This window comes from Mesorhizobium sp. ArgA1 (genome assembly GCF_053714375.1).
Map to the genome: position 1 here is coordinate 1 of NZ_JBSKBQ010000179.1, position 282 is coordinate 282.

Here is a 282-nt window from a genome sequence, read left to right on the forward strand (position 1 = left end):
CGACCGCCGGTCACGCCGGGCCAAGACGGATCGCCTCGATGCGGCGGCGCTGCTGCGCACGCTGATGGCGCTGGAACGCGGCGAGCCGAGGGTCTGCCGGATAGTGCGAGTGCCAAGCCTCGAGCAGGAGAACGATCGCCGTCGCAGCCGGGAACGGGCTCGCCTTGTTAACGAACGCGGCCAGCATTCGAGCCGCATCAAGGGGCTCTTGATGACGCAGGGTATCCGCGACTTCAAACCGGCCAGGCGAGACTGGCGTGAACAGCTTGAGGCGCTGGGCAC

The 282-nt window shown here is 67.7% G+C and carries 1 protein-coding gene; it reads right to left on the reverse strand.

Annotation, left to right across the window (positions count from 1 at the left end; genetic code table 11):
* Positions 1 to 10: 10 nt before the first annotated feature.
* Positions 11 to 282 (reverse strand): hypothetical protein (locus ACWGTI_RS32895; protein ID WP_454590710.1); only part of this gene is annotated, 272 nt, incomplete at its 5' end.